The following is an 18,793-nucleotide window of genomic DNA, read 5'->3' on the forward strand; positions in this document are numbered from 1 at the left end:
CGCAATGCCCTGCACAAGGTCCCGCGCAACGCCCCGCACAAGGTCCCGCGCAACGCCCCACGCAATGCCCTGCACAAGGTCCCGCGCAACGCCCCGCACAAGGTCCCGCGCAACGCCCCACGCAATGCCCTGCACAAGGTCCCGCGCAACGCCCCACGCAATGCCCTGCACAAGGTCCCGCGCAACGCCCTGCGCAACACCCCACGCACCGCGCCCCACTCACCGTCCCACGAGAGGCAACCACCATGTCCACGAACCCCTTCACCCTCGACGACCTGCGCCGCGTGCTGCGCGAGGCGGCCGGCGCCGACGAGGGCGTCGACCTCGACGGCGACATCCGCGACGCCGAGTTCGACGCCCTCGGCTACGAGTCCCTGGCCCTCCTGGAGACCGCCGGGCGGATCGAACGCGAGTGGGGCATCACCCTCGACGACGACACCCTCGGCGAGGCCCGCACCCCGGGCGCGCTCGTCGACGCGGTCAACGCCCACCTGTCCGCCGCCCGCGCCGCCTGAGGGAGCCCGAGATGACCCAGCAGACCCCCACCCCCCGCGCGCCCCGCGTCGCCCTCGTCACCGGCGCCACCAGCGGCATCGGCCTCGCCGTTGCCCGGCTGCTCGCCGCCCAGGGCCACCGCGTCTTCATCGGCGCGCGCAACGCCGAGAACGTCACGGCCACCGTCAAGGAGCTGCGCTCCGAGGGCCTCGACGTCGACGGCGCCGTCCTCGACGTGCGCTCGGCCGACGAGGTCCGGGAGTTCGTGAGCGCCGCCGTGACCCGTTTCGGCCCCGTGGACGTCCTCGTCAACAACGCGGGCCGCAGCGGCGGCGGCGTCACCGCCGACCTCGCCGACGAGCTGTGGGACGACGTCATCGACACCAACCTCACGAGCGTCTTCCGCGTCACCCGCGAGGTCCTCAACGCCGGCGGTCTGCGCGCCAAGGACCGCGGCCGCATCATCAACATCGCCTCCACCGCAGGCAAGCAGGGCGTTGTCCTCGGCGCCCCCTACTCCGCCTCCAAGCACGGGGTCGTCGGCTTCACCAAGTCGCTCGGCAACGAACTCGCGCCGACCGGCATCACCGTCAACGCCGTCTGCCCCGGCTACGTGGAGACGCCGATGGCCCAGCGGGTCCGCCAGGGGTACGCCGCCGCCTACGACACCAGCGAGGACGCGATCCTCGAAAAGTTCCAGGCCAAGATCCCGCTCGGCCGCTACTCCACCCCCGAGGAGGTCGCCGGCCTCGTCGGCTACCTCGCCTCGGACACCGCCGCCTCGATCACCGCGCAAGCCCTCAACGTCTGCGGCGGCCTCGGCAACTTCTGACCCGCCCCCGTCGCCCCCGTCCCACCTCCGAGATCCCCTCTCCGATCACCAAACTCCCGGGAGTTCACCATGACCGTTCGTGAGGTCGAACACGAGATCACCGTGCGCGCCGCGGCCACCGAGGTGTACCGGCTGCTGGCCGAGGTGGAGAACTGGCCGCGCCTGTTCCCGCCGTCCGTCTACGTCGACCGCCTCGAGCAGAGCGGCGACGAGGAACGGATACGCATCTGGGCCACCGCCAACGGCGAGGCCAAGAACTGGACCTCCCGCCGGGTCCTCGACCCCGAGGCCCTGCGCATCCGCTTCTGGCAGGAGGTCTCTTCGCCGCCGATCGCCGAGATGACCGGCACCTGGATCCTGGAGCCGGCCGCCGACGGCGGGACACGGGTGCGGCTGCTGCACACCTACCGCGCCATCGACGACGACCCGGACTCGCTGACCTGGATCGACGAGGCCGTCGACCGCAACAGCCGGGCCGAACTGCCCGCCCTCAAGGAGAACCTGGAGCGGGCCTCGGGCGCGGACGAGCTGACCCTGTCCTTCGAGGACAGCGTCCGCGTCGAGGGCGCGGCCAAGGACGTCTTCGACTTCCTCAACGAGGCCGACCGGTGGACCGAGCGGCTCCCGCACGTCGCCTCCGTCGCGTTCACGGAGACCACGCCCGGTCTGCAGACCCTGCGGATGGAGACCCGTACCAAGGACGGCTCCACCCACACCACCGAATCGGTCCGGGTCGCCTTTCCCCACCACAAGATCGCCTACAAGCAGACCACGCTGCCCGCCCTGCTGGCACTGCACACCGGCTACTGGCAGCTCACCGAGGAGGCCGACGGCACCGCCACGGCCACCTCCCAGCACACCGTGATCCTCAACGCCGACGCCATCCCCGGGGTCCTGGGCCCCGGCGCCGGCGTCGCCGAGGCCCGCGTCTTCATCCGCGAGGCGCTCGGCGGGAACAGCCGCGCCACCCTCGGCCTGGCCAAGCGGTACGCGGAAGAGCGGCGCTGACCATGGCCTCCCTCCCCCGCTCCGCCGGGCCGTACCCGGGCCCGCCCGAACGGACCGACGTGATCGTGGTCGGTGCCGGGCCGGTGGGCCTGCTGCTCGCCGGCGACCTGCGCCGGGCCGGCGTACGCGTCACCGTCCTCGAGCAGCTCGCCGCGCCGTCCACCGAGTCCCGGGCCTCCACGCTGCACACCCGCACGATGGAACTCCTCTCCGAGCGGGGGCTGCTGGCCCGGCTCGGCCCGCTGCCGCCCGGCGGCCCCGGCCACTTCGGCGGTCTCCCGCTCGACCTGCGGGCCGCCGCGCCCGGGCATCCGTACGCCGGGCAGTTCAAGTGCCCGCAGCCGCGGCTGGAGGCGGCCCTGGGCGCCTGGGCGACGGGGCTCGGCGCCCAGGTGCGGCGCGGGCACGCGGTCACCGGGCTGCGCCAGTACGTGGACCGGGTCGTCGTCAGCGGCATCGAACTCGACTCCGGGCCGCGGCGGTTCGCCGCCTCGTACGTCGTCGGCTGCGACGGCGAGCGCAGCACCGTGCGCCAGCTGGCCGGCTTCGACTTCCCCGGTGACGATCCGACGCTGGAGATGCTCCGCGCGGACGTGGCGGGCATCGGGGTGCCCAACCGGCGCTTCGAGCGTCGGCCGGGCGGGCTGGCCACCGCCCACCGCTGGCCCGACGGCACCACCCGGATCATGGTGCACGTCCACGGCTCCGTCCCCGCGCCCCGGACCGGGCCGCCCTCGTTCGACGAGGTCGCCGACGCCTGGGCCAAGGTCACGGGCGAGTCCATCGGCCACGGCACCCCGCTCTGGCTGGACGCCTTCGACGACACCAGCCGGCAGGCCGCCCGTTACGTCAAGGGCCGGGTGGTCCTCGCGGGCGACGCGGCCCATGTGCAGATGCCCGTCGGCGGGCAGGCCCTCAACCTCGGCCTCCAGGACGCGGCGGCCCTCGGCCACCGGCTCGCCGCCCACCTCACCGCCCGCACGCCCGGCACGGGCCTGGAGGACTACGAACGGCTGCGCCACCGCATCGGCGCCCGCACCCTCACCGGCATCCGGGCCCAGTCCCGGCTGCTCCTGGGCGGGCCGGAGGTGGAGGGGCTGCGGAGCGTCATGGCCGAGCTGCTCCACCTCGACTCGGCGGCCGGCTACCTCGCCCGCATCATCAGCGGCGTCGACCACGAGCCCGACGCCGCCCCCACCACCCCTACCCCGACCACCGCCACCAGCAGAGGAGTTGCCGCATGACCCGGCTCACCGGCAAGACCGCGCTCGTCACCGGCTCCAGTCGCGGCATCGGCCGTGCCATCGCCGTCCGCCTGGCCCGCGAGGGCGCCCTCGTCGCCGTCCACTACGCGGGGAACGAGGCCGCCGCGGAGGAGACCCTGCGGCTCATCGAGAAGGACGGCGGACGCGGCTTCACCGTCCGGGCCGAGCTCGGCGTCCCCGGCGACGTCCACGCGCTCTTCCTCGGCCTGGAGGAGGCGCTGAAGGAACGCACCGGTACGACGGCGCTGGACATCGTCGTCAACAACGCCGGCGAGACCAGCCAGAGCGGCGTCGCCTTCGAGGACCTCACCCCGGAGCAGTTCGACCGCTTCTTCGCCGTCAACGCCCGCGCCCCGTACTTCCTCCTCCAGCGGGCGCTGCCGCAGATCCCCGAGGGCGGGCGCGTCATCAACATCTCGTCCGGGCTCACCCGGGTCGCCAACCCCGACCAGGTCGCGTACGCGATGACGAAGGGCGCGATCGAGCAGCTGACCCTGCACCTGGCCCGGCAGCTCGCCCCGCGCGGCATCACGATCAACAGCGTCGCGCCGGGCATCACCGACAACGGCAGCGCCGTCTTCGACATCCCCGAGGCGGTCGAGCAGATGGCGGCGCTCTCCGCCTTCCACCGGGTCGGCGAGGCCGGCGACGTCGCCGACGTCGTCACCTTCCTCGCCACCGACGAGGCCCGCTGGATCACCGGGTCCTTCGTCGACGCCAGCGGCGGGACCCTCCTCGGATGACGCCGCCGACCCCGCCCGCACCGGAGGAACAGCACACCGTGGACGTCGGACTCCTCTTCGACCTGCGCAACCCCGACGCGTGGCACCGCCCCTGGGCCGACCACTACGCGCAGACCCTGGAGCTGTGCGAGGAGGCCGACCGGCGCGGTGCCGGCGGGCTCTGGTTCACCGAGCACCACCTCTTCGAGGACGGCTACCTCCCGCAGCCCCTGACCTTCGCCGCCGCGGTCGCGGCCCGGACCCGCCGGGCCAGGATCGGCACCTCCGTCGTGCTGCCGGCGCTGCACCACCCGGTGGACCTCGCCGAACAGGCCGCCCTGGTCGACCTGATCAGCGGCGGACGCCTCGAACTCGGCCTCGGGGCCGGCTACCGGCGGCCCGAATACGCGCTGTACGACGCCGAGTTCGGGCGCCGCTTCCAGCACACCGAGCGGAACATCGCCGAGATCCTGCGGCTGTGGCGGGAGCGGGAGATCACCCCGGCCCCGATCCAGGACCCGCCGCCGGTCTGGGGCGGCTTCTACGGGCCGCGCGGCGCCCGCATCGCCGGACGGCTCGGCCTCGGCCTGCTCCACATCAACCCCACCGTCCACGAGCACTACCTGAAGGGGCTGGAGGAGGGCGGGCACCCGCCGGAGACGGCCCGCGTCTCCGATCTGCTGCCGATCATCCTCTCCAGCGACCCGGAGGCGGCCTGGGAGCGGGTCGGCCCGCACCTGCTGCACCAGGTCAACTCCTATCGGCAGGGCGCCCTCCAGGGCACCGGCCTCGACGGCCCGCCGCCACTGACCCTGAAGGACCTGCGCGACCCGGACGCCACGGACACCCGGGGCATCCTCGACATCCTCACCCCCGAGGACGCCGCCGCCCGGATCGGGGAGCTCACGGCGGGGCTGCCGGTACGCCACCTCATCTTCTGGGCGAGCATCGCGGGCATGCCCGACGACCTGGTCGCCGAGAACATCGAGCTGATCACGGAAAAGCTGCCCCCGCTGCTCGCCGCCGCCCCGGCCACCGGCAGCGTCACCGGCAGCGCCCCTTCCCCCGGCTCCCGGTGAGCGGCGGCGCCACGGCGAAGGCCACCGGGACTCCCCCGGCGCGGGACGGCTGGGACGTCCGGCACCGGGCGATCCTCCTGGTGCTGTCCGCCAACATGATCCTCGACGCCATCGAGGTCTCGGTCGTCCTGGTGGCCCTTCCCGACATCCGGGCGGACCTCGGTCTGTCGGCGCTGGGCGTGCAGTGGCTGATGAGCGGCTTCGCGCTGGGGTTCGCCGCCGCCCTGCTCACCGGCGCGCGACTGGTGGCGCGGCTCGGCACGCGCAGGGTGTACCTGGCGGCGATGCTCGGCTTCGCCGTGGCGTCCGTGGCGGGCGGCCTGCTCGACGATCCGGCCCTGCTCGTCGCCACCCGGGTCGTGAAGGGGGTGTGCGCGGCGCTGACCGCCCCGGCGGGGCTCGCCATCATCGCCACCGCGTTCCCGGAGGGCCCCGTCAGGCAGCGCGCGGTGTCCGTGTACTCCCTGTGCGGGGCGGCCGGGTTCACGGCGGGGCTGCTGCTGTCGGGGGCCCTGCTGGCGGCCGACTGGCACTGGACCCTGGCGTTCCCGGCGCCGCTGGCGCTGCTCGTACTGGTGCCGGCGCTGCGGGTGCTGCCGCGCGACGGGGGTCCCGGCGCGCCCGTCCGGCCCTCCCCGTCGGCGCTGCGGCTGCTGCGCGACGGCACCCTGCTGCGTACGGCGTTGGGGGCGGCGACGCTCAACGGCACCTATCAGAGCGTGCTCCTCCTCGTGACCCTGCACGGCCAGGAGCGGCTGGGCTGGTCCCCGTGGCTCAACGCGCTGGCGCTGCTGCCCGCCTGCGTACCGCTCGCGGTGACGGTGCCGTTCGCCGCGCGCACGACGGCCCGCTGGGACCCCGGGCGGCTGATCGCGCTCGGCGCCACCGCGCCGCTCGCCGGGTACGCCCTGCTCCTGGTCCGGCCCGGTCTCTCCCCGTACGCCACCGGGGTCCTCCCGGCGCTCCTGCTCGTGGGCGCGGGCTTCGTCCTGTCCTTCGCCGCCCTCAACATGCGGGCCACGTCGGCCGGCCCGGCCTCGGACCGGCCGGCGGTCGTCCGCGCCTACCAGGCCGCCGTGCAGCTCGGCGCCGTGGTGCTGCTGCCCGCGACCGGCGCGCTCGTCGCCACCGGGCACGGCGGGCGGCCCGCCTTCGCCCTGCTGACCGCCGCCGCCGCCGTCGGCCTGGCGGCGGCCCTGCCCCCGCTCCTCCCCTCCTCCCGAAAGGCCCGCCCGTGACCACCCCGCACACCCCCGGCTCCCCCGACGCCCCCGGCTCCCCGCTCACCGTGGCCGTCATCACGGCCAGCGTCCGCGACGGGCGGCTCGGACCCGCCGTCGCCGACTGGTTCACCACCCGGGCCCGGGCCCGGCCCGGCCTGACCGTCGAGACCGTCGACCTGCGGGACGTACCGCTGCCGCTGACACTGCCCGCGCCGGGCCAGGAGCCGCCGGCCGACACGGCCGCCGTCCGCGACGCGCTGCGCTCCGTACTGGAACGGGCGGACGCCTTCGTGGTGGTGACGCCCGAGTACAACCACAGCTTTCCGGCCTCGCTGAAGAACGTCCTCGACTGGTTCCTCACCGAATGGGCGGCCAGGCCCGTCGGCTTCGTCTCCTACGGGGGCCTGGCGGGCGGGCTGCGCGCCGTGGAGCAGCTGCGGCAGGTCTTCGCCGAACTCCACGCCGTGACGGTGCGCGAGACGGTCAGCTTCCACACGGCGTGGGAGCGGCTCGACGCCGACGGGCGGATCCTCGACGACAAGGCGGCGGACGCGGCGGCGGTCACCCTGCTCGACCAGCTCGCCTGGTGGGGGCGCGCGCTGCGGACGGCCCGGACGGAGCACCCCTATGGGACGTGACGCGCCGCCCACCCCCGCCGGCCCCGGCCCCGGCCCCCGTCACGAGGTGGCGCCGGACCTGAATCCCGATCTGGACCGCCCGGACGCGCACGCGGTGTTCGTCACGCAGTGGTACGTGGCGGGGCGCGCGGAGGGCACCCGGCTGCTCGACGAGATCGCCGGGCAGTGGCGTACCGCCGCCCCGCCGGAGGGTCTGATCGCCTTCCACGCCTACCTGAGCACCGACGACGACACGGTCCTCACCTATGTGCAGGCACGGGACCCGGACGCGTACCGGCCCTTCGTCCGGGCGCTGCGCGGGGCCGCCCGCGCGGAGCCGGTCGAGTACCGGCTGCGCCGCGGCGTCACCCTCGCGGACTCGGCGGGGCCGCCGGGGTGCGCGGTGGTGGCGAGCTTCGACGTGGACGGCGCCGAGCGGCAGGACCGGATCATCGAGTCCATCGTGGGCGCGCTCGACGACGCCCCCGCCGAGCAGCTCCGGGGCATGCTCAGCGCCCACTTCCACACCAGCGCCGACGGCAGCCGCGTCCTCAACTACGCACGGTGGACGAGCGACGAGGCCCACGAGGCGTTCCTGGCGGGCGCCGCCCGCCGGGCCACCCTGCGGGCGACCGGGGCCACCCCCGGCGTCCGGCCCATCGGCTTCAAGCGGTACCACCCGCACCACGCCATCGACCTCGGCCGGTCCCGTACCGGCCATGACGGGAGCACCCCATGACCTTTCTGGTGACCGGAGTACGCGGGCGGGTGGGCGCAGCCGTGCTGCGCCGGCTGCGCGCGGCCGACGTGAAGGCGCGGGCCGCGAGCGCCGACCCGCAGGCGGCGGGAGCGGTGCCCGGGGAGCCGCCGGTCCGCCTGGACCTGGGCGATCCGGAGAGCTTCGCCCCCGCGCTCGACGGGATACGGAAGGTCTTCCTGTACGCGCGTCCCGACACCGCGGAGCGGTTCGCGCGGGAGGCCGCCGCCGCAGGCGTCGAGCACGTCGTCCTCTTCTCGTCGCTGGCGATCGACGAGGACGGCGCCGAGCACAGCCCCGTCGCCGAGCTGCACCGGGGCGTGGAGGACGCGCTGCGGGCCTCGGGGCTCGACTGGACGTTCCTGCGGGCGGGGGCGCTGGCGTCCAACGCGCTCCAGTGGGCCGGTCCGATCCGCGCGGGGCGGGGTCTGCGGGTCGCCTACCCGGAGACGTACAGCGAGCCCGTCCACGAGGACGATGTCGCCGAGGTCGGTGTCCGGGCGCTGCTCGACGATGCGCATCGCGGGCAGGTGCTGCGGATCACCGGGCCCGAGTCCCTGTCGGCGCGGCAGCAGGCGGAGCTCATCGCGGCGGCCTCCGGGGTGCCCGTCCCGGTGGCGCGCGTCGAACGCGCCGAGCACCGGGACCTGTTGACGGCGGCGCTGCCGGGGCCGATCGCGGACTTCCTGCTGGACTTCCAGCACAAGCGGGACGGCCGGCCGGGGACGCCGCTGCCCGACGCGGAGCGGGTCCTCGGCCGGGGCGCGGCGCCGTTCGCGCAGTGGGCCCGGGAGCACGCGGCGGCGTTCCGCTGACGGCCGGGCCGGCGCCGGCGGGTCCGGCGCCGGCCCTCCACCGCGACGGCGCGGCCCCCCTCGTGCGGGAGGGGAGCCGCGCTGTCGGCCGTCGCGGGTCACCAAGTGACGGGCAGTTCCTTCACTCCGCGCATCACGCGGTTGCTCTGCCACACGACCTCGTCCACCGGGACGGCCAGGCGCAGTCCGGGGAGCCTGCGCACCAGCGTGGCGACGGCGGTGCCCAGCTCGAGGCGGGCGAGCGGGGCGGCGGGGCAGTGGTGGGCGCCGTGGCCGAAGGCGAGGTGCGGGTTGTGGGCGCGGGTGAAGTCGATCTCCTCGGGCCGCTCGAAGACCGACTCGTCCCGGTTGGCGGAGTCGTTCTGGGCGACGACGGAGTCCCCGGCGCGGATCAGCTCGCCGCCGATCTCGACGTCCTCGACGGCGATGCGGGAGAAGGGGGCGACGCTCGTCGCGAGCGGGGTGACGCGCAGCAGCTCCTCGACGGCGCCGGGCACGAGGTCCGGGTTCTCGACGAGGCTGTCCCAGAGGGCGGGCCTCGACAGCAGGGTGTAGAGGAAGTTGCCGGTCTGGTTGGCGGTGGTCTCGTGGCCGGCGGTGAGCAGGTCGACGGCGAAGATGGCCAGTTCGGCCTCGGTGAGCTGGTCGCGGCCCTCGCGCGCGGTGACCAGCCGGCTGAGGAGGTCGTCGCCCGGCGCGGCGATGCGCCGGGCTATCAGGTCGCGCAGGTACGCGTCGAGACCGGCGCGCGCGGCCTGGATGCCGGTGGGGTCGGCCACGGTGAGGGCCATCATCGTGTCGGTCCAGGCCCGGAAGGCGGCCCGGTCCTCCTCGGGGACGCCGAAGGTCTCGCAGATCACGGTGATGCCCATGGGCCAGGCGAGTCCGCCCGCCAGGTCGGCGGGCCGCCCCGTGGCCTCCAGGTCGTCGACGAGGCCCTCGACGATGGCCTGGACCCTGGGGCGTACGGCCTCGACCTGGCGCACGCTGAACGCCTTGGCGGCGAGGCGGCGCAGGCGGGTGTGTTCCGGCGGGTCCATGCTGAGCAGCGACTCGGGGTGCTGGATGAGCGGGCTGGAGCGGGGCACGTCCTTGCCGACGGTCGCGGCCCGGCTGAGCCGCGGGTCGGCGAGCGCCGCGCGCACGTCGTCGTAACGGGTCACCAGCCAGGCGTCACCGCCGTGCGGCATGGTGACCCGGCTGACGGGCTCCTCCTTCCGCAGCCGGGCATAGACCGGGTCGAGGTCGAGGCGCCGCGAGGTGAATTCGGAGGCGAGGTAAGGGCAGGAGGAAGGCTGGGAAAGGTCCTGCGAAGGGGAATGGGCGGACGTCATGGTTCCGTCTCCGTCGCTGAATTGAGCGGGCACTGACCTTTCGACTCTAGGCGGAATCGCCCAGGGCGATCGTCAGGAGATCGACCACTTCTTCACAATTCACTGTCAAGCCGTCGGAGCGCAGGGCCTATTCGCCGCCGAGCCGGAATCCGACGCCGCGCACCGTACGGATCCAGGCGCTGCCACCGAGCTTGCTGCGCAGGGAGCTGACGTGGGTGTCGACGGTACGGCTGGCGCGGGCGCCGATCTCGTCGCCGCGCGGGTCCCCCCATATCTCCTTCATGAGCTGTTGCCGGCTGACGACTTTCCCGGAGTTCTGCGCGAGGTAATAGAGGAGGTCGAATTCCTTGCGCGTGAGATCCACGAGGCGCCCGCGCACCAGGACCTCGCGCGATTCCGCGTCGACCCGGAGAGCTCCTATGGAGACCACGGTGAGCGATTCCCGTACGAGTTCCCGCGGGCGGGTGCGGCGGGTGACGGCCTCGATCCGGGCGACCAGTTCGCGGAATTCGTAGGGCTTGTCGAGGCAGTCGTCGGCGCCGGCCCAGAGGCCGAGCACCCGGTCCAGTTCGGTGCCGCTGTCGGTGAACGCGATGACCGGGACCTGGCTGTGGGCGCGGATGCGCCGGCACAGCTCCAGTCCGTCGATGTCCGGCAGGTCCAGATCGAGCAGGACGAGGTCCGCCTCCTGGTGCAGGGTGAGGGCTTCGGCTCCGGTCGGGGCACAGGTCACGTCGTGTCCGAGTCGCTCCAACCGGGCGGCAGGAGAGCCGGATCCGTCCGCCGGTGTCCCCACGACCAGGACGCGCACGCTGCCTACCCTTCCCAATGCCGTCATCTCTTGATCATTCATCAGATCCGACGCCATGGCAGGGCGCGGGTGTCGTCTTAAAGAAGCGTTCACCCGCGTTCACAAACAGGTTCAGGCCACGGGGCCGTACGCCGCCAGGAAAGTGCGGACCGCGGCGCCGCCCACGGCGTGGAGTTCGGCCTCGGGGACCCGGCGGGTGCCGAGGCGCGAGCGGGACTCCATGGGTCCGGTCAGGAGGGCGAGGAGTTGTTCGGCCGCCTCGGCGGGGTCGCACGGGCGGAGGTGTCCGGCGAGGGAGAGGCGGGCGAGCCGGTCGGCGAGGGACTGCTTGAGCCGGCTCGCGCCCCGCCCCCAGACCACGTCGAGCAGGTCGGGGAACTGGGCGACCTCGGCGTACAGCAGCCGGCGCAGCGACCAGGAGCGTTCGTCGCAACATCGCAGGAGGAGCTGGTGCACGACGCCGCCGAGGGTCTCGCGCAACTCGTCGGGCCCGAAGGGGGTTTCGCCACCGGCCTCGTCATCCTCCGCGGTCAACTGCTCGATGACGGCGAGGTTTTCGGCCATGACGGTGTCGGCGGCCGCCTCCAGGGCGCCGCGGAACACGTTCTCCTTGTCGCCGAGGTGGTTGTAGACGGTGTGCTTGGCGACACCCGCCACCTCGGCGATCTCCTCCATGCACGCACGGGCGTAGCCGCGATGGGCGAACACGGTGAACGCGGCGCCGAGGATGGCCTCGCGCTTGTCGATGCGGCCGCGGGACGCACCCCGCCGGGCGGCCGCCGGCACCTTCGTCGCTGCACTGGTTCCGGTCACCGCGCCATCGTACCGCTCCGACCCAACTAGTGCACTGGGTAGTGCAATTGAGCGCACATCCGGTTGCAGTCGCACCAGCCATCCCTTTAAAGTGCACCAACCAGTGCAGTTTGCTCGAGCTCCGGAAGAGAGAGCCATGGCACACACATCCGACGGACGTCTCGATCCCGTCCTGCGGCGGCTGATCGGCGTCATCCTGCTCGGCGGGATCATGGGGATCCTCGACAGCTCGATGATCGCCGCCGCCGCCGACACCCTGGCCCGGGAGTTCAACACCTCCTTAGCCACGATCAGTTGGGTGTCCACCAGCTATCTGCTGGCCCTGACCGTCTCCATCCCCGTCACCATCTGGGCCGTCGACCGCTTCGGCGGCCGCCGCCTGTGGCTCGTCGGCCTCGTCGTCTTCCTCGCCGGCTCGATCGGCTCGGGCCTCGCCTGGGACGCACCGAGCCTCATCGTCTTCCGCGTCGTGCAGGGCCTGGGCGCGGGACTGCTCGACCCGCTGATGCTCACCCTGCTCGCCCGCGCCTCGGGCCCCGAGCGGGCCGGCCGCGTCATGGGCCTCATGGGCGTCGTCGGCTCCAGCGGTCCCGTACTCGGCCCGGTCGTCGGCGGCCTCATCCTCCAGGGCCTCTCCTGGCGCTGGATGTTCCTGGTCAACATCCCGATCGGGATCGTCGCGCTGATCCTCGCGCTGCGGACCATCCGGAAGGACGCGCCGGAGCCCGGGACCCAGGTCGCGCGCCTCGACATCACGGGCCTCGCCCTGATCGTCCCCGGTGTCGCCGCCGGCGTCCTCGCCCTCTCGCAGGCCGCCGAGCGCGCGGCCTTCGCCGCGTGGCAGGTGCTCGTCCCGCTCGCCGCGGCGGTCCTGTTCCTCGGCGGCTACGCGGTGCACGCGCTCGGCGCACGGCGCACGGCTCCCCTGATCGACCTGCGCCTGTTCACCCGCCGCAGCTTCTCGGCCAGCGTCGCGGTGGGCTCGCTGGTCGGACTCGCGACCTTCGCCTTCCTCTTCGCGCTGCCCCTCTACTACCAGCAGGCGCGCGGGCACGGCACGTTCGCGTCGGCCCTGCTGCTCGCCCCGCTCGGCGTCGGGTCCGCCCTCTCGATGCCCCTCACCGGGCGGCTCTCCGACCGGCTCGGCTCCCGTCCCCTAGTACTGGGCGGCGCCGGCGTCGCCGCGCTCAGCGCCCTGGCGTTCACCCGGGCGGGCGCGCAGACCCCCGAGGTGCTGACGGCCCTGGCCGCGTTCACCCTGGGCCTCGGGCTCGGCGCGGTCGGCGCCCCGACGATCGCCTCCCTCTACCGGACCCTGCCGTCCGCGCTGGTCCCGCAGGGCAGCTCCGTCCTTTACATGCTCAACCAGCTGGGTGCCTCGGTCGGCATCGCGACCGTCGCCCTCGTGGTGCAGACCGCCGGCGACGGCGACGCCGTCCTCGGCTTCCGCGCCGCCGCCTGGACCGTGACGATCGCCCTCCTCGTCACCCTGGCCGCGGCGACCCAGCTCCCGGGACGACCGGAACCAGCGGATCCCGCAGACGGAACCGATACGGCCGACACCACGAAGGCCGAGCCCGCCGCCGCCACCCAGGGAGGCGACCAGTGAGGACTCTCGTCATCGCGGGCGGTACGGACGGCATCGGCAAGGCCCTCGCCGAACGCCACCTCGACCGGGGCGACACCGTTCTCGTCATCGGCCGCGACCCCGCCAAGGGCCGTACGTACCTGGAGCAGGCCAGGGCTCGCGGCGCCGGCGACCGGGCCCGCTTCATCACCGCCGACCTCAGCCTGCTCGCGGACACCACCGCCGCGATCGAGGAGATCACCGCCCGGGCACCGGCCGTCGACGCCCTGATTCTCTGCGCCCGCCACTACCGCTTCCGCCGCACCGTGACGCCGGAGGGGTACGAGGAGAACTTCGCCCTCTTCTACCTCAGTCGCTACCTCCTCGGCCACGGTCTGGTCCCGGCGCTGAGCAAGGCCGAGCGGCCCGTCGTCGTCAACGTCGCCGGCCCGGGCGCACCCCTCGAAACGGTCCGCTGGGACGACCTGGAGCTCCGCACCGGCTACCACGGCGGCGCGGCGCTCGGCCACGGCGGCAAGCTCAACGACCTCCTCGCCGTCTCCTTCGCCGACCGGTACGCCGCCACCACGGGCATCCGGTACGTCCTCATCCACCCGGGCGTCACCGCGACCGGCTTCTCCGGCGAGTACGACGCCGACACGCTCCAACACATCCGGTCCATGCAGCAGCACGCGAAACCCGTGTCGGCCGCCCTCCCCCCGATCGTCGACGCCCTCGACGACCCGCCCGCCGAACCCCTCAGCGCCTTCGTCGAGGGCCGGCGCCTCCGGGTCGACACCCGCGACTTCGACCGCGCGGCCGCACACCGCCTGGAGGACATCACGAAGCAGCTCCTGCACAGAAGTTGACGCACCCACGAATCCGGCGAAGGACCTGGAGAAGATCTGACGAAGACCTGAAACGACGGCTCTTGGGCAGCCCGTAAGGGGCACGGAGACTGGATCCCGTCCGCCTGCCCCTCCCTTCCGCCCAGGAGGCTCCCCGTGCCGCACCCGCAGAACCCCACCACCGCCCGGCCGGTCCTCGACAGCCCGGAGAGCGCCGTCGCGCTCGTCACCACCGTGCCCGTCGAGGCCCCCGGCCTGGGATTGGCCACGGCCGAGGCGGCGGCACGCCTCGGGGCCGACCCGCAGGCATGGCCCCGGGGCCTGAGGTCGTTCACCGTCTACCTCGACAACACCGGCGACACGGTCCTCACGTACACCCAATGGGAGTCGGAACAGTCCCTCAAGGAGGCCCTGTCCGCCCCCGCCTCCACCTGGCCCGCCGACCTCGCCGCCGTAGCCGGTGCGGGCGCAGGCACGCCGACGGCCACCCCCTTCCGCCACTACCGCACGGTCCAGGGCACCGCCCCGGCCGACCCCCAGGCCCTCCCCGAGTCGTTCCCGGTCGCGTTCTTCGACACGGCGGACGAGACGGCGGCCCGTGAGTGGCTCGACGGCCTGCTGGCGGCGGAGGAAACCTCGGAAGGCACGGACCGCGCCTACCCCGGCGCGCTGGCCGCGCACCTGCACATCAGCCTGGACGGAACGCGGGTCCTCAGCTTCTCCGAGTGGCTCACGGAAGAGCAGGCAGCGGCCCACATCGAGGCGGTATGGGAGGCCGTCCTGAAGCAATTCGGAGGCACGGGCACCCTGTACCGCCACATCGGCACGTACCTGAAGCCGTAACCCACCCTCCGCGCGCGACCGCCCGCGCTTGCGGGTCAGGCGTCGTCGCGGACCGGCTCCAGGATCGCGACGCACTCCACGTGGTGCGTCATCGTTAACATGTAGCGAGGAGTCCAACCTACAAACATGCAGGTCAGGCGGGGTTTCCCGCTGCCTGAATGATCTTTCAGGCGTCGTGAGCGTCAAACGAGCGTCAAACCCAGCGAGCTCCGATCCGCGCGCTTAGGCTCTGCGGAGAGCTCCCACATACCCACGGGCATCCCTCGAGACCAAGGTCTGACGCATGAATCCGCCGGCTGGTCATCAGTCAGTCGCATGCCGCGTCTCCCATTTTGGCCGCCCACTCGTGATTCGTCCAGCAGGGGTCGGATCCCGCGGCACACAATCTCAGGGAAGCACGCCGCCGCCCCTCCCCCTACGCCCGCCCGTTCCCCATCCGGACGCCCCAGGGCCCGCCGAGGAAGGCGGAGGGAAACGCCGGCCGCATGAACGACTGCGCCCTGTCCGTTTCGGACAGGGCGCAGTCGTTCATGCGGCGATGATCAGCGGGGCCTCCAGGCGCTCCCAAGCCCCGAGGACAGCCTTATGGGCGTCCGGCTGAAGGTGAGCGTAGCGCTGAGTGGTTTGGAAGCTCTCGTGGCCGAGGAGGTGCTGAACCTCGTACAGGGAGACTCCCTTCTGCACGAGCCACGACGCGCAGGTGTGGCGCATGGAGTGCGGCGGGTAATGCGGGACGGGCCGTTGCTCGCCGTCCAAGTCGAAGAAGGAGGCCTCGCCCACCGCTGGCCACCAGGTCTGCCTCCTCCAGTTACCGTCATCGAGACGACGCCCGGCACGACCCTTGGTGGTGGTGGTGAAGACGAGCGCGTCCCGCTCAAGCCGATGGGTTTGGCGTTCGAGCGCCTCCAGGACATGGCCCGGAAGGGGCACTTCCCGGCGACTCTTCGAGCTCTTTGGGTACTCCTTGATCCCGCTCTTGGTGTTGACCTCCACCACGAACAGGCGGGAGCGGCGCCGGTCGATGCGATGGCTGTGCAGGCCCGCGAGTTCACCCCAGCGTAGACCCGTATAGAAGCCCAACAAGCACATGGTCCGCCATGGGGCGGAGAGTTCGTCCAGGACGCTCTGCGCCTGGTCGAGCGTGAACCATTGCGGGGGCTTGACCGCGATGGTGGGCAGGTCGATGCTGCGGCAGGGACTCACCGGAAGCACGTCGTCGTCCACGGCTGCGCGCACGATGGAGGACATCAGGTTGTACGCGCGCCTGATCGCAGAGGCCCCCACCTCCTTGTCCACCAACACACGGATCCAGGTCTGGACATCCATACGCATGATGTCCCCCATCTCCCAGCCAGCCCAGTGCGGCAGAACGTGGTTCTTGATGCTGGATGCATCGCCGCGCAGCGTGTGCGGCTCCGCGACCCGCGCGCTCCACCATCTGTCGTGCCACTCACTGAAGGAGATCTCGCCCGCGCGAGGGTTTCGCAGGGTTCCGCGAGCGAATTGGGCCTCCTGGTCCAGGCCCCATTTCCGAGCCTGGGTTTTCAGCGGAAACGATTCACTGAACCGATCTCCAGCCCGATTGCGGACAGTCGCCTGCCAGTTACCGGTTGCCAATCTGCGCAGGTACAGAACTGTTCCTTACTTCGGAGATGAAAAGGCCACTGAAACGGGGCAGGGCTAGCGGCGAGCCGCCGCAGAAGCCACCATTCGGCTGCTGATGAACTCGTCAAGGCCAGCAACAGGGACGCGTACACGAGACCTCCCCGTGCCGGTACGCAGGTCGACGACGGACAGGTCCCCAGCGGCAATGAATCGGTATACCGTGCGTCGGTCGACATCCAGGGCGGCTGCGACAGCAGGAATAGAGAGCAAGCGTGAGCACACAGGGAGCTCCTTAGGACATCGAGGCGCCAAACACCAGGGCGAGGGACAACTGATCCGTCCGCACAGCTCCACCGCCAAGCACAGCCGCTGCGAACAGATCCAATGATCCGGAGAATCCGTGATTTCCGAATTCACGGATCGGGTGATAGAAGCCCTGCACCACCGATTGCTGGCGGGCCTCGCCGAACTACCCCCGCTCGGGCTCGACCTCGAGTGGTAGGTCAGGCCTGCGCGCTGCGGTGCCTCTTGCCCATCTCAGCCGCGTACGACTTGGTGGACGACCTCCCGCTCCACTCCCCACAGTCGCAGGCAGCCAGGTACCGAACCAGGCCGGCGCACCCTGCAGCCAGCGGGGTTCCCCCTCTCGTGTGCTCGTGCGTCAGCGGGCACACCGTTCCATCCTCGTGCAATCCGGTGACCTTGATCTTGTGTCGTGTCATGAAACTCCCCGTCAGAACAGCCGGAAGACCTGACGCATCCAGGATGCAAATATCCCCTGACCTGCGGCTTTAAGTCAGGTCAGTACGTTGACATGCGTACCGGTGCGATCTCCACTCGTTGGGCCCAGTAGCCGTCTGCCACCAGCGAACTGGGCCGGGAGGATTGCCTGCCGATGGCCGCTACGCCATTCGCGACCCAATCAGTGGCCTGCCAGGATGCGCGCCCGGCGGACCCCGTGCTCCGAATCAGCCGAGGCGGTCAGATCGAGAATGACGTGGACGTCGACCAGGCTCGACGGGCCTGAGGGGCTACAAGCTGTGCCCGGGTCTAAGCCCGAAGGTGCTCGACAAGAGGGCCAACGTCTTCAAGTGGCTGGAGCAGCAGAAGATCCATCAGCAGCGCTCGCCAGCCATACCCGGCATCGCCCCGAAACCACTGCACGCCCGCGCACCGACTGACACCATTCGGAAAATGACGACGCACCCGTTCCAGGACGTGACGCACGCGCCGGCGCTTGAGCCTCTGCTCAAACAGCTGGGCCCCGTGTTCCAGAGATTCGACGATCAAGACTCCGGCTGCACCTCATACGGATTGCTGGCCACTGGACGGCGCTGGTTCGTGAAGACCGCATCAACACCTGAAGCCGCCTCGTCATTGCACCGGGCACTGTCGGTTCACCGCGCCATCTCGCATTCGGCCATCGCGCCCTTGGTCCACTCCTTCTCCACGGCCCTCGGCCCCGTGCTCGTCTATCCCTGGACAAGCGGTGAGGTTCTCTACCATCCGACCCGGTCACGGCACGGCGGACGAGCCACTCTTGGTAGTCCCCTGGCAAGGTTCAGGGCTCAGCCACTCACCTGGATCAATACCGCCCTGGAGACTCTGCTCAGCGCGCACTTGGCTGTCGAGGATGCCGGATACGTGGCCGTGGACTTCTACGACGGATGCATGCTCTATGACTTCGACCAGCGCAACATGATGCTCTGCGATCTGGACGAGTACCGCCCCGGCCCCTTCATGCTGGAGGCGGACCGGCTCCCCGGCTCCACCCGCTATATGGCGCCCGAGGAGTTCGTTCGGGGCTCGCTCATCGACATCAGGACCACCGTGTTCAACCTCGGCCGGGCGCTACGCCTCCTTCTCGATGCCGGCGACGAGGAGAGCCAGTGGCGCGGAACCCCCGCCCAGCTGGCTGTCATCGCGAAGGCGACCGCATCGGAGCCGGAGAAGCGGCTGCCCTCCGTACGCTCCCTCGCCGACGCCTGGCATGCAGCAGCGGAGCAACGAATCGGCTGACGCTCCGACGAACAGGCGGCCGTGGCGCCAGTCGATGCGATGTTCCTGCAGGTCCGCATATTGTCCCCGCCGAAGCCCGGCATAGAAGGCGAGCAGCACCATCGCCTGCCATGGCTGGTCGAGCTCGTCGAGGATGGCTT

At 71.8% G+C, this 18,793-nt stretch carries 19 protein-coding genes; 14 read left to right on the top strand and 5 right to left on the bottom strand.

Annotated features, from left to right (window positions below; translation table 11 throughout):
* Positions 1 to 245 precede the first annotated feature (245 nt).
* From ACWCP2_RS16590 to ACWCP2_RS16635, 10 genes are all read left to right on the top strand, one after another.
* Positions 246 to 515, top strand: coding sequence for an acyl carrier protein (locus ACWCP2_RS16590; RefSeq protein ID WP_450909290.1), 270 nt, complete (start codon positions 246 to 248; stop codon positions 513 to 515).
* An 11-nt stretch (positions 516 to 526) separates the two neighbouring features.
* The gene (fabG, locus tag ACWCP2_RS16595; RefSeq protein ID WP_450909291.1) at positions 527 to 1,327 is read left to right on the top strand and encodes a 3-oxoacyl-ACP reductase FabG; all 801 of its coding nucleotides are present in this window, start codon (positions 527 to 529) and stop codon (positions 1,325 to 1,327) included.
* Between the two features lie 69 nt (positions 1,328 to 1,396).
* Entirely contained in the window at positions 1,397 to 2,335 is a 939-nt protein-coding gene (locus ACWCP2_RS16600; RefSeq protein WP_450909292.1) for an aromatase/cyclase, read from the top strand.
* 2 nt (positions 2,336 to 2,337) lie between these two features.
* Complete coding sequence (locus ACWCP2_RS16605) at positions 2,338 to 3,579, top strand: FAD-dependent monooxygenase (RefSeq protein WP_450909293.1); 1,242 nt, start codon at positions 2,338 to 2,340, stop codon at positions 3,577 to 3,579.
* Entirely contained in the window at positions 3,576 to 4,343 is a 768-nt protein-coding gene (locus ACWCP2_RS16610; protein WP_450909294.1) for an SDR family NAD(P)-dependent oxidoreductase, read from the top strand. The genes ACWCP2_RS16605 and ACWCP2_RS16610 overlap by 4 nt, the downstream gene beginning before the upstream one ends.
* Positions 4,340 to 5,401: an LLM class flavin-dependent oxidoreductase gene (locus ACWCP2_RS16615; protein ID WP_450909295.1), complete on the top strand. Its 1,062-nt coding sequence runs from the start codon at positions 4,340 to 4,342 to the stop codon at positions 5,399 to 5,401. Before ACWCP2_RS16610 ends, ACWCP2_RS16615 begins: the two co-directional genes overlap by 4 nt.
* Positions 5,398 to 6,639 (top strand): MFS transporter, encoded by a 1,242-nt coding sequence (locus tag ACWCP2_RS16620; protein ID WP_450909296.1) that lies wholly within the window; start codon positions 5,398 to 5,400, stop codon positions 6,637 to 6,639. The genes ACWCP2_RS16615 and ACWCP2_RS16620 overlap by 4 nt, the downstream gene beginning before the upstream one ends.
* Positions 6,636 to 7,262, top strand: coding sequence for an NADPH-dependent FMN reductase (locus ACWCP2_RS16625; protein WP_450909297.1), 627 nt, complete (start codon positions 6,636 to 6,638; stop codon positions 7,260 to 7,262). Before ACWCP2_RS16620 ends, ACWCP2_RS16625 begins: the two co-directional genes overlap by 4 nt.
* The gene (locus ACWCP2_RS16630) at positions 7,252 to 7,980 is read left to right on the top strand and encodes an antibiotic biosynthesis monooxygenase family protein (protein WP_450909298.1); all 729 of its coding nucleotides are present in this window, start codon (positions 7,252 to 7,254) and stop codon (positions 7,978 to 7,980) included. The genes ACWCP2_RS16625 and ACWCP2_RS16630 overlap by 11 nt, the downstream gene beginning before the upstream one ends.
* Positions 7,977 to 8,813, top strand: a complete 837-nt coding sequence (locus tag ACWCP2_RS16635; RefSeq protein ID WP_450909299.1) for an SDR family oxidoreductase — start codon at positions 7,977 to 7,979, stop codon at positions 8,811 to 8,813. The genes ACWCP2_RS16630 and ACWCP2_RS16635 overlap by 4 nt, the downstream gene beginning before the upstream one ends.
* A gap of 98 nt (positions 8,814 to 8,911) precedes the next feature.
* On the opposite strand, the gene ACWCP2_RS16640 is transcribed toward ACWCP2_RS16635, so the two are convergent.
* From ACWCP2_RS16640 to ACWCP2_RS16650, 3 genes are all read right to left on the bottom strand, one after another.
* On the bottom strand, positions 8,912 to 10,147 hold the full coding sequence (locus tag ACWCP2_RS16640; RefSeq protein ID WP_450909300.1) for a cytochrome P450: 1,236 nt from the start codon (positions 10,145 to 10,147) through the stop codon (positions 8,912 to 8,914).
* 127 nt (positions 10,148 to 10,274) lie between these two features.
* Positions 10,275 to 11,015: a response regulator transcription factor gene (locus ACWCP2_RS16645; protein WP_450909301.1), complete on the bottom strand. Its 741-nt coding sequence runs from the start codon at positions 11,013 to 11,015 to the stop codon at positions 10,275 to 10,277.
* A 54-nt stretch (positions 11,016 to 11,069) separates the two neighbouring features.
* Positions 11,070 to 11,771 carry a TetR/AcrR family transcriptional regulator gene (locus ACWCP2_RS16650; RefSeq protein WP_450909302.1) on the bottom strand — a complete coding sequence of 234 codons (702 nt, stop codon included), beginning with the start codon at positions 11,769 to 11,771 and terminating at the stop codon, positions 11,070 to 11,072.
* 136 nt (positions 11,772 to 11,907) lie between these two features.
* Here ACWCP2_RS16650 and ACWCP2_RS16655 point away from each other — a divergent pair, with 136 nt between their 5' ends.
* The 3 genes from ACWCP2_RS16655 to ACWCP2_RS16665 all read left to right on the top strand — a co-directional run bounded on the left by ACWCP2_RS16655 (position 11,908) and on the right by ACWCP2_RS16665 (position 15,029).
* Positions 11,908 to 13,380, top strand: a complete 1,473-nt coding sequence (locus ACWCP2_RS16655) for a DHA2 family efflux MFS transporter permease subunit (protein ID WP_450909303.1) — start codon at positions 11,908 to 11,910, stop codon at positions 13,378 to 13,380.
* The gene (locus ACWCP2_RS16660; protein WP_450909304.1) at positions 13,377 to 14,207 is read left to right on the top strand and encodes an SDR family NAD(P)-dependent oxidoreductase; all 831 of its coding nucleotides are present in this window, start codon (positions 13,377 to 13,379) and stop codon (positions 14,205 to 14,207) included. Before ACWCP2_RS16655 ends, ACWCP2_RS16660 begins: the two co-directional genes overlap by 4 nt.
* 135 nt (positions 14,208 to 14,342) lie before the next feature.
* Positions 14,343 to 15,029, top strand: coding sequence for a hypothetical protein (locus ACWCP2_RS16665; RefSeq protein ID WP_450909305.1), 687 nt, complete (start codon positions 14,343 to 14,345; stop codon positions 15,027 to 15,029).
* A 528-nt stretch (positions 15,030 to 15,557) separates the two neighbouring features.
* On the opposite strand, the gene ACWCP2_RS16670 is transcribed toward ACWCP2_RS16665, so the two are convergent.
* Both ACWCP2_RS16670 and ACWCP2_RS16675 read right to left on the bottom strand, forming a co-directional pair.
* Entirely contained in the window at positions 15,558 to 16,646 is a 1,089-nt protein-coding gene (locus ACWCP2_RS16670; RefSeq protein ID WP_450909306.1) for a tyrosine-type recombinase/integrase, read from the bottom strand.
* Positions 16,647 to 16,709: 63 nt separating this feature from the next.
* Positions 16,710 to 17,051: a helix-turn-helix domain-containing protein gene (locus ACWCP2_RS16675; protein WP_450909307.1), complete on the bottom strand. Its 342-nt coding sequence runs from the start codon at positions 17,049 to 17,051 to the stop codon at positions 16,710 to 16,712.
* A gap of 645 nt (positions 17,052 to 17,696) precedes the next feature.
* Here ACWCP2_RS16675 and ACWCP2_RS16680 point away from each other — a divergent pair.
* Complete coding sequence (locus ACWCP2_RS16680) at positions 17,697 to 18,653, top strand: serine/threonine protein kinase (RefSeq protein WP_450909308.1); 957 nt, start codon at positions 17,697 to 17,699, stop codon at positions 18,651 to 18,653.
* Positions 18,654 to 18,793 lie beyond the last annotated feature (140 nt).

The sequence above is a fragment of the Streptomyces sp. NPDC002104 genome, assembly GCF_053593795.1.